Origin of the sequence: Pseudomonas sp. NBRC 111127, from assembly GCF_001320345.1 — a bacterium.
GTDB lineage: Bacteria > Pseudomonadota > Gammaproteobacteria > Pseudomonadales > Pseudomonadaceae > Aquipseudomonas > Aquipseudomonas juntendi.
In genome coordinates, this window is the sequence record NZ_BCBD01000200.1 from 1 (window position 1) to 9218 (window position 9218).

Consider the following 9218-nt stretch of genomic DNA (forward strand, 5'->3'; position numbering starts at 1 on the left):
GCCGAAGCGCCCAGTGACCGGCGCCACATAGAGGCCACGTGAGATTCGCATCAACTCCCCTCCTTTGGCTAATCGAGAGAATGCTTGGTCCACCGCTGCGCGGCTAGCCAAATGAAGGAATTCGTTTGGTGCAAGAATGCCTCCTTCAGGGAGAAGCCTGCAGTGTTCGACGATGGTCTCGGGAAGGGATTTCATGGTCATGGCTAATTTTATTGAAATATGTCAGAAACCTAGCAACGATTCTGACACTGAACAAACGAAGAGCGGCCTCGTACAGGTATAGGGGGCATGCCGAGATAAGATGAATATTCACTCACTTCGTTTCTATCTTATTTAAATATTTATGCGGTTGCTCCACGCGCACAGGGCAAGCCTAGATAAGGCAAAAATGAGGATGAGTTCAGCCTGGTGCGAATTAAGTAGGCCGATCTGGAGTAGGTAAAGACACTGAGGTATCGGTATCAAGGCTCTGGGCCCAAATCTCGACCAATTCGTGATCAATCACCAAACCCGCGCTCACGTCAGCTAATGCCTCGCGCGTTAGATCAGCGAATCGTCGGTCGTCATTTGTTGAGTTGGTCATTCCGAGTCCATTTTGCCGTGCCCTGCTGCTAACCGACGGGCGCTGTCTCTGAATAGCCCGTCTTCACGCCCTGAGAGGCAGCGTAATGGCGAGTTTGGAAAGCCAGAACATCCTGCATCTGCTTGCTGACGTCTTCCTCCAGCCCCCACTCATAGGCCAGCTTGTCGAGCTTGTAGCGAGAGACCAACTGGGTCGCCCGCGGCGAGCGTTCAGCCGGTTTCAGGTTCGACCAACTGCTGACAAAGCCTTTTAGGCGCGCGGCTTTTTCCGTTGATACACAGGGAAAGCGACGCAGCAGGTCGACCAGATAGAGGGCTCGCAGCTTCTGTTCAGGCTTGCGCAGCTTGCCCGCCACTTCACGCTGCAGGACCGGCACGAGGTCGCGCTCTTCGTACCACAACTGCTTGGCGAGCTCCACAAGAGCATCGGACGCAACTTGGCTAAGGCGCTGCTGGGTGACAGTCTCCAGGAGCGCGCCAAAGCTTTGTTTACGATCCAGGCGTGGCATCTCGCCTATCCTCCAGGTACTTCGCTGTGACCAATTTTAGGCAGCCTTGCATTGCACTTCGGTTGCCCACGGCATAATCGATTGCCTCTGTTGCCAGTGTAACAAACTGGCCGACATCGACACGGCCGCACTCGATGAGCTGTTCGATATCAGATTGATCGTTTTCCGTAAAGCGGCCGAGTTTGGATATTGCTAGATCCACGCCGGCGGCAACGAAGATGTGCAGCGGCTGCTCACCCTCGAAACCCTCCATGGGGATGGCGCGCTCGCGGTAGTCCTCGTGCAGTGGCCCGAGGGCATTGGTGTAGTTCTGATCCAGGTAAACCTGCAAGTCGCGGCCGTCGCTGTCCTCATAACCCTCTGGCGGTGTGTAGACGGCCATGATCTCGTCCTTACGCAGCACGCGGGCCGCCTCGATCTCCGCATCGATGTCCGCACTACCACGCGCATGGGTGAGCAGGTGCACCGCGCAGCCGCCGAAGACGAAGACCTTGAGCGAGCCTGGAGGGTTGCCATCCAGTAGCGGCAAGGCCCGGGCGAACAGATTACCAATGGCCTGGCCTAGCGGTGTAGTCAAACGGACAGGTTCCGCGGCCCCCTCATTGGCAGTCTCAATTAGTGTCATCTTCACCTCCACTCAGCACATGGACTCATGTGTGCCGGTTCATGTGCTCGGTGCGCCATCGCTGTTCGCAAGTGGTGCCCTGAGTAGCTTCAACTGTGTATTGGCTTCGACCAAGCGCTCCTGCAGGCCCTGCGCTTGTTGCGCCAGAGTCGCGGAGGCTTCGCCCAGCCGGGACACCTCCTCCTGCAGCGTGCGACAACGCTGTTCAAGGGCTTCATTCGAGCGTTCGGAACCGGCCAGTACGCTCTGCAAGGCCTCCATGGCCTGATTTTTCTGCGCCAGTAGCTGTTGCTGCGCATGTTGCTCTTTTTGTAACTGCCGCGCCTCGGTGAGCAAGCGTGCATTGTCGCGGTTCAGCTGCGTCAGTTCGTCCTGCTTGATTATCAAGGTCTGCTGCAGTTGCCGCAGTTCCAGTTGCAGTTGTTGCACCTGCGACTCGTGTCGACGCTGTTCCTGCTCGCGCTGCTCCTTGCTGGCCTGACGATAGTGCTCCAAAGCATCACGGGCATGTTGATGCTTTTCCTCCAGCGAGCGAATTTGGCTGTCGCGATCCTGCAGGCGCACCTCCTGATCGCCGTTAGCCTGCGCCAAGCGGGCATTCTCAACCTCGGTCTGTTGGCGTTGCTGCTGTTCCTGCTGTAGCGCTTGCTGAACAGCCTGAAGCTGTTCCGTGAGCCCGCTGCTCTGACTTTCCAACTGCTGGATTCGGCTTTCGGCCAGCCGAGCTTGGTTCTGGTAATCGAGCCGTTCGCGTTGTAGTTGTTCGCGCTCCTGGGCCACGGTGGCCTGCGCATCCTCCTCTAGCTGATCTGCCAGTTGGCCGACCAGGTTGGCCAACTGTTCGCTGAGCGGTATCGCGGCGGTATTTCGGCCGCGCTCGGCGTCTTCGAGTTCTTTCAGGTAGCGGTGAATGGTGGTTTTCGAGCCGGTATTGCCAAGTTCGACCCGTACCGCGTCGATGCTTGGGTTCTCGCCCCGCGCCAGGATCGCCTGTCGCGCCTTCTGAACCAGTGCCTTGTTGATGCCGCCGCGGGCCATGGTCTGCTCCTACGATTTCGTAGTAGATTACATAGTATGTATTTACATACTAAATTTGATTGATGTAAAGCCAGTTAAAAGCAAATAAATCAGATAAAATAATGGAGTGTTATTCAATACGAAAGGCAAAAACGGTCGTTTGGCAGCCGTTTTCCAGTACACAAAGGGCAACCTCGGGCGATGAAAGACGTCGGGCGCTATCTACAAGCTGGTACGCGGGAAAACACCCGCCGCAGCTACCAATCGGCCATCGAGCACTTCGAAGTGACGTGGGGCGGCTTCCTGCCCGCCACCAGCGACAACATCGTGCGCTACCTGGTGGAATACGCCGACACGCTGAGCCTCAGCACGCTCAAACAGCGCCTGGCCGCCCTGGCTCAATGGCATATCACCCAAGGTTTTCCTGATCCGACCAAGACACCCACAGTGCGTCAGGTGCTCAAAGGCATCCGCACATTGCATCCGGCGCAAACGAAGCAGGCTGCGCCGTTGCAGTTGCAGCACTTGGAGCAAGCAATTCAATGGCTGAGTCGGGAAGCCGAACAGGCTCAGCAGTCCGGCAATTTGGCAAGCCTGCTTCGCAGCCGGCGCGATGCGGCGTTGCTGCTGATCGGCTTCTGGCGGGGTTTTCGTAGTGACGAACTCTGTCGGCTGCAGGTCGAACATATCCAGGCCGAAGCCGGTGCGGGCATGAGCCTGTTCCTGCCACAAAGTAAGGGTGACAGGGACAACCTCGGCACGACTCATTACGTACCAGCCTTGAAGTGCCTCTGCCCGGTGCAGGCTTATCTCGACTGGATCAGTGCCGCCGGCATTGCCCGTGGTGCAGTGTTCTGTCGCCTGGATCGCTGGGGGCACCTGAGCGACGAGGCCTTGCATCCCGGCAGCCTGATCAGCTTGTTGCGCCAGATCCTACAGCGCGCCGGTATATCGGCCGAGCTGTACACCAGCCATTCGCTGCGCCGTGGCTTCGCCTCTTGGGCCACGGCAAATGGCTGGGATCTCAAGGCCTTGATGACCTATGTAGGCTGGAAAGACATCAAGTCTGCCATGCGCTACATCGACCCCGCCATATCCTTTGGCGGCCTTGCAGCTAAACCTGTCCTTGAGCTTCATGCTGGCCCTTTGGGTCAACTTTCAGCTTCTCATTAATATCGGCACACCCCAGGGACGATGGCGCAACATGAAGTGTAATCGGGCTCTCTCAACACATACAGGCAGTTGAGCCGCTCTAGAATGAGCTTTATAGATCTTTATAGTTTAATTATAGAGCGATTATAAAATCCCTTGCTGAGCGCCCGATTCACGCTGCCTACAGGGGCGTCGGCCAGGCAGAACCATCTCAGACAAATGGTTGGATGAACCGCACGGTCGTTGGTGCGGGGCTAACCAGCACCCTTGGTGATTTCTGCTATGAAACTACCACAGTGATCTTGCCCAGCTTCATCGCTGTACTGGTGTGGGATGCAAATAAAGTTTCATCCGTTTTAATAAAGCATCATCCTTGCAAATAAAGTTTCATCCTGAGCCTGTATCTGCTATGTTGAGGTCATCGACACAGGGGGTGCAGGCTTTCTCATGTCTGGAACATTCAAGGGGCTGACCCAGGCCCAGATCGATAGAAGGCTCAAGGACGGGCGTGGCCAAGGCCAGGGATCAGACTACAAGCCGTTCATCTACACTAGGGACGTGTCCTCGCTGGGGCGCTCCCACCGCCTGCCTGGCAGCAAGACCCGGCGTTTACACCATCTTCTATCCGATCTTGAACTGGCCTGTTGCCGCTGACCGAAAACTGACCCAGTAGAGGCTGTTCTGCCGACTGAAAACTGACCCAGGTGTTCAACTGCTTCTGCTCAATTTTTGAGCAGGAGAACACAGGGTGATCAGTATGGAAATGATGGGCAAAATTCGCCGGATGTATTTCCGCGACAAGCTGTCGCTGCATGAGATAGCCAAGTGCACCGGGTTGGCGCGCAACACGATTCGCAAGTGGGTCAGAGCACCTGAGGCCAAGCCGCCGGTCTACCAACGCCGCGCGATCTTCAACAAACTCAGCCCTTTTCACGCCACGCTGGAGCAGGCGCTAAAAGCCGATTCGCTGCGGCCCAAGCAACAGCGGCGCAGTGCCAAGGCGCTGTTGGCGCAAATCAAAGCCGAAGGTTATGACGGTGGCTACAGCCAGCTCACCGCGTTTATCCGTGCCTGGCGAGGGGGACAGGGCAAGGCGTCGCAGGCCTTTGTGCCGCTGACCTTTGCTCTTGGCGAGGCGTTTCAGTTTGACTGGAGCGAGGAAGGCTTGCTGGTCGGCGGCATTTACCGGCGTATGCAGGTGGCACATCTGAAGCTGTGTGCCAGCCGTGCGTTCTGGCTTGTGGCGTATCCGAGCCAGGGCCATGAGATGTTATTTGACGCCCATACACGCTCGTTCGGCTCCTTGGGCGGCGTGCCGCGCCGGGGCATCTACGACAACATGAAGACCGCCGTCGACAAGGTCAATAAGGGCAAAGGCCGGGCGGTGAATGCGCGCTTTGCGGTGATGTGCGCGCATTACCTGTTCGATCCGGACTTCTGCAACGTCGCCGCTGGTTGGGAAAAGGGGTTGTAAGCCGGAAACCCAGAAATTTCCGTCAGCCGATCAACATGGCTTGTCTCGCGCTTGGTCGATGAGTTCCTGCATCGCCCGCATGACTTCTTCGTGGGTGTACGACTTGGCGTTGGGGTCGTCGGCCTCTCGGAGAGCTTCCTCGACCTCGCGGGTCATCCGCGCATATTCTTCCGGCCACAGCGCTTGCTCCATGCGCAGCGACGCCTGCCCAAGCAGGTGCAGCAGGCCGAACAGCCGCATGTCATTGGTGGCGACGACGTGCTCTCGAATCCGCTCCTGGATCACCTCGCAGGCCCGATGCGCCTCTGGCGTCGCCGTGCCCTCGTAGCCGGCTGGGAGTTCTGCTTCTTCAGCGATTCGCGCCCAAGCGATAGCCGGTGGACAGGTTCATTTGCTCATCCACTTGCGCAGCAGACGCTTTTTCAGGGAGGCGCGCTCTTGCGGATTGCGTCCCTTGTGGTTGGCAATGCGATCCGCCGTGGCGGCCTGGCGCTTGATGGGCCAGTAGGAGCGGCCATCCTTACCCATCGACCAGACGTTGCTGACCTGGTTTTCCAGTAGAGGCAGATGGGCGCATAGAGCTTCCGGCGACGCGCTGGCCAGCGCGGTGCGCTCGTGAGTTCGCCAGCGCTGATGCCAGAGTTTCTTGTCCTCGCGCTCGCTACGGCAGGTCGTGTGCCCAACGATGGGCGTTTTGCGGCGGCTGCGGCTCATGATGTGGTTGTCTCCAAGAACATTCAGGACAGGCTTTCTGGGTAGAGCGCCGTCAACCGGGACAGGGTTTCTTGCACTTGTTCCAGCGAGGTCATCAGATGATCAACCTGATCCTGAAGATCCACGGCGAGATCAAATAGCTCAGCCACTCGGCTGCGTGATCCCTCGTTGAACGCGGCCATTGCCAGTTGATGCAGCTTCAACAGGTCGGTGCGCAGTTGCGGAGGTGCGCCGTCTGCGCTGTCATTCAAATCGCCGCGCAGCACGTCCACGGCATCGACTGCACGCAGCAGTGCCGTGGTATCGAAATTCTCGGGAGTCAGTTCGTCCCATTCGTCGTCGGTGATGCGGGCTGCCATCAGGAGGGCTCCGATTAAGCGGTTGCGAGCGTTAGATGCCCGATCGGCTCGGCTGCTGGCCGTACCTTGATTTCGATGTCGTAGCCGAGGCGATTCAGACAATCCATCAGCTTGCGTTCGGATAGATTGGTGAAGTCGCCGCGCATCATGCCCGACACCTTCGGTTGCGGGATGCCCATGCGTTTGGCCGCCGCTTGTTGAGTCAGCCCAAGGGCGCGCATGGCCCTCCTGATCTCGACCACCAGGCCGGTCTTGATCTTGAGCTTTTCAGCGTCAGGCAGTCCAAGGTCGGCAAAGACGTTGCCCGAGCTGCGCTGAACCTCGACGCCTTCAATGATTCGTTTTTGCATTTCGTAGCTCCTGTGCCAATACCTCGGCCACCTTCAGCCGAGCGCGGATGATGTCCATGTCGGCCTTTGGCGTGGCGATTCCGCTCTTGCTCTTCTTCTGGAAGCAGTGCAGGACGAACACCGCTTCCGCAAACTTGACCGTGTATACCGCTCGATAGGTGCCGCCGGCATCGTCTTCGACGACCTCCAGCACGCCGGCACCACCGAACCCCTTGAGCACCTTTGCTGCGTCATCCTGATCGCCTATCTGCGCCAACGAGAGCGCGTAACCGAAACGGCGACGCACGTCGGACGGCAACGCCATCAAATCCTTGTGGCTGCTCGCGATCCATTCGAGCGGTTTTTCTTTGTTTGTCATGACGGAATTTTATACCTGTTCAGGTAATGATGTAAACGCGGCAACCTCAAGGAGGTGTCGTAAAACATTTGTTTTGCGACAGGCTGTCAGCCGCCGCTGTGCTACCTGTGCAACACCCCCTCAAAAATGTACGGAAAACTCTATCGCTATTCACTATTATGCGGAAACCTGTTTTTGATGGTTATCCGCCTATGTTGGTTGGCTACATGCGCGTGTCGTCGGACTCCGACCGCCAGAGCACGGACTTGCAGCGCGACGCGCTGCTCGCCGCCGGCGTCGATCCGCGTCACCTGTTTGAGGATCGTGCCTCTGGCGCGAAGGATGACCGTGCCGGCTTGGCGCGGGCGCTTGAGTTCGTTCGAGCCGGCGATGTGCTGGTGGTGTGGAAACTCGACCGGCTCGGTCGCTCGCTGTCGCACCTGCTCGCCATTGTGACTTCGCTCAAGGACAAGCGGGTGGCGTTCCGCTCGCTGACAGAGAACCTGGACACTACGACGCCCTCGGGCGAATTCCTGTTCCAGGTGTTCGGTGCGCTCGCGCAGTACGAGCGCGCCTTGATTCAGGAGCGCGTCGTCGCGGGCTTGGCCGCCGCACGCAAACGCGGCCGGATCGGCGGCCGGCCGCAGGCGATCACTGGTGAGAAGCTGGACGCCATCGTCGCCGCGCTCGATGGCGGCATGTCTAAGGCGGCGGTGTGCCGCAACTTCAATGTCAAGCGCACTACGTTGATCGAAACATTGACGCGAGCAGGTTGGCGTGGTGCGGGAAGGACGGTCGATGAGCAACAAGAATAAGCTACTCACCGTCTTTTCTGACGCAGAGCAGGAAGCCTTGTACGGCCTACCGGACTTCGACGATGCTCAGCGGCTGGAATACCTGGCGTTGACCGAATCTGAACTGGCGTTCGCCAGCAGCCGGCCTAGCCTGCAGGCCCAAGTCTATTGCGTCTTGCAGATCGGCTACTTCAAGGCCAAGCATGCTTTCTTCCGCTTCGATTGGCATGAGGTCGAGGACGATTGCGCCTTCGTGCTGAGTCGCTATTTCCACGGCGAAGCGTTCGAACGCAAGGCGATCACCAAGCATGAGCACTACAGCCAGAGGGGTCAGATCGCCGAACTGTTCGGCTACCGGTCGTGGGCGGCTAGCTTCCTGCCGCAACTGGCACAGCAGGCTGAACAGATCGTGCGGCGCGACGTAATGCCAGGATTCGTGGCCGCCGAACTGATCGTTTGGCTCAGCGAGCACAAAATCATCCGGCCCGGCCACACCACCTTACAAGAGCTGGTCAGTGAAGCCCTGTCCACCGAACGCAGGCGCTTGGGCGGCTTGCTGGCAGAAGTGTTGGACGAATCGGCCAAAGCTGCGCTGGGCCAGCTCCTGGTGCGTGACGACACCCTGTCTCAACTGGCAGCGCTCAAGCAGGACGCTAAAGATTTCGGCTGGCGTCAGATGGCAGGGGAGCGCGAGAAGCGCGCCACGCTGAAGTCCTTGCACGGGATCGCCAAGGCGCTGCTGCCCAAGCTCGGCATCTCGCAGCAGAACCTGCTGTACTACGCGAGCCTGGCGAACTTCTATACCGTCCATGACCTGCGCCACCTGAAGGCGGAGCAGACCCGGCTCTACCTGCTGTGCTATGCCTGGGTACGTTACCGGCAGCTCACCGACAACCTGGTCGACGCGATGGCCTTCCACATGAAAAAACTTGAGGACGAGAGCCGCACGGGTGCGAAACAGTCCTTTGTCGCCGAACAGCTGCGACGCCATCAGGAAACGCCGCAGGTTGGCCGCCTGCTGTCGCTGTACGTGGACGACAGCGTGGCCGATCCGACGCCGTTCGGCGAGGTGCGCCAACGCGCCTACAAAATCATGTCCAGGGAATTGCTGCAAAACACGGCGCAGCGCATGAGCGTCAAGCCACTGAACAAACTGGCGCTGCACTGGCAGGCGGTGGACGGCCTGGCCGAACGCATTCGACGCCATCTACGGCCGCTGTACGTCGCGCTCGACTTCGCCGGCACGGCCCCCGATAACCCATGGCTCGCGGCGCTGACTTGGGCCAAGAGCGTGTTCGCCAAGCA

12 protein-coding genes and 3 pseudogenes are annotated in these 9218 nt (G+C 58.5%); 5 read left to right on the forward strand and 10 right to left on the reverse strand.

Annotated features, from left to right (window positions below; translation table 11 throughout):
* The 5 genes and pseudogenes from APH30_RS29340 to APH30_RS24575 form a co-directional block, all read right to left on the reverse strand.
* Nucleotides 1–201, reverse strand: a 201-nt coding sequence (locus tag APH30_RS29340) for a DUF6088 family protein (RefSeq protein ID WP_256222125.1), incomplete at its 3' end; no start/stop codon positions are given.
* Nucleotides 202–415: 214 nt separating this feature from the next.
* Nucleotides 416–544: pseudogene (locus tag APH30_RS30055) on the reverse strand (CopG family transcriptional regulator); the annotation flags it as partial.
* Between the two features lie 67 nt (nt 545–611).
* Nucleotides 612–1091, reverse strand: coding sequence for a hypothetical protein (locus tag APH30_RS24565; RefSeq protein ID WP_010953884.1), 480 nt, complete (start codon nt 1089–1091; stop codon nt 612–614).
* Nucleotides 1072–1716 carry a DUF6036 family nucleotidyltransferase gene (locus APH30_RS24570; RefSeq protein ID WP_011005888.1) on the reverse strand — a complete coding sequence of 215 codons (645 nt, stop codon included), beginning with the start codon at nt 1714–1716 and terminating at the stop codon, nt 1072–1074. The genes APH30_RS24565 and APH30_RS24570 overlap by 20 nt, the downstream gene beginning before the upstream one ends.
* Nucleotides 1717–1755: 39 nt before the next feature.
* A complete protein-coding gene (locus APH30_RS24575) occupies nt 1756–2754 on the reverse strand; it encodes a DNA-binding protein (protein WP_010953882.1) in 999 nt (332 codons plus the stop codon).
* 180 nt (nt 2755–2934) lie between these two features.
* On the opposite strand from APH30_RS24575, the gene APH30_RS24580 reads away from it, so the two are divergent.
* The 3 genes and pseudogenes from APH30_RS24580 to istA all read left to right on the forward strand — a co-directional run.
* Complete coding sequence (locus tag APH30_RS24580; RefSeq protein ID WP_010953881.1) at nt 2935–3906, forward strand: site-specific integrase; 972 nt, start codon at nt 2935–2937, stop codon at nt 3904–3906.
* Nucleotides 3907–4332: 426 nt separating this feature from the next.
* Nucleotides 4333–4527 (forward strand): annotated as a pseudogene (locus APH30_RS28425) (hypothetical protein); the annotation flags it as partial.
* A gap of 115 nt (nt 4528–4642) precedes the next feature.
* Nucleotides 4643–5356: pseudogene (gene istA, locus APH30_RS24585) on the forward strand (IS21 family transposase); the annotation flags it as partial.
* Nucleotides 5357–5389: 33 nt separating this feature from the next.
* On the opposite strand, the gene APH30_RS24590 reads toward istA, so the two are convergent.
* Genes APH30_RS24590 through APH30_RS24610 form a run of 5 tightly spaced genes read right to left on the reverse strand, consistent with a single transcriptional unit; the run spans nt 5390 to nt 7140 of the window.
* Nucleotides 5390–5731 (reverse strand): hypothetical protein, encoded by a 342-nt coding sequence (locus APH30_RS24590; RefSeq protein WP_025999701.1) that lies wholly within the window; start codon nt 5729–5731, stop codon nt 5390–5392.
* Nucleotides 5732–5746: 15 nt separating this feature from the next.
* Complete coding sequence (locus APH30_RS24595; RefSeq protein WP_000091614.1) at nt 5747–6073, reverse strand: hypothetical protein; 327 nt, start codon at nt 6071–6073, stop codon at nt 5747–5749.
* Between the two features lie 23 nt (nt 6074–6096).
* Nucleotides 6097–6432, reverse strand: a complete 336-nt coding sequence (locus APH30_RS24600; protein ID WP_000741275.1) for a hypothetical protein — start codon at nt 6430–6432, stop codon at nt 6097–6099.
* A gap of 14 nt (nt 6433–6446) precedes the next feature.
* Entirely contained in the window at nt 6447–6782 is a 336-nt protein-coding gene (locus APH30_RS24605; protein ID WP_001172026.1) for a helix-turn-helix domain-containing protein, read from the reverse strand.
* Complete coding sequence (locus APH30_RS24610) at nt 6763–7140, reverse strand: type II toxin-antitoxin system RelE/ParE family toxin (RefSeq protein ID WP_003151133.1); 378 nt, start codon at nt 7138–7140, stop codon at nt 6763–6765. The genes APH30_RS24605 and APH30_RS24610 overlap by 20 nt, the downstream gene beginning before the upstream one ends.
* Before the next feature lie 191 nt (nt 7141–7331).
* Here APH30_RS24610 and APH30_RS24615 point away from each other — a divergent pair, with 191 nt between their 5' ends.
* Together APH30_RS24615 and APH30_RS24620 are read left to right on the forward strand one after the other, a co-directional pair.
* Nucleotides 7332–7934 carry a recombinase family protein gene (locus APH30_RS24615; protein WP_010465829.1) on the forward strand — a complete coding sequence of 201 codons (603 nt, stop codon included), beginning with the start codon at nt 7332–7334 and terminating at the stop codon, nt 7932–7934.
* The coding region (locus tag APH30_RS24620) for a DUF4158 domain-containing protein (RefSeq protein ID WP_156326648.1) at nt 7918–9218 on the forward strand (1301 nt) is incomplete at its 3' end. The genes APH30_RS24615 and APH30_RS24620, both read left to right, overlap by 17 nt.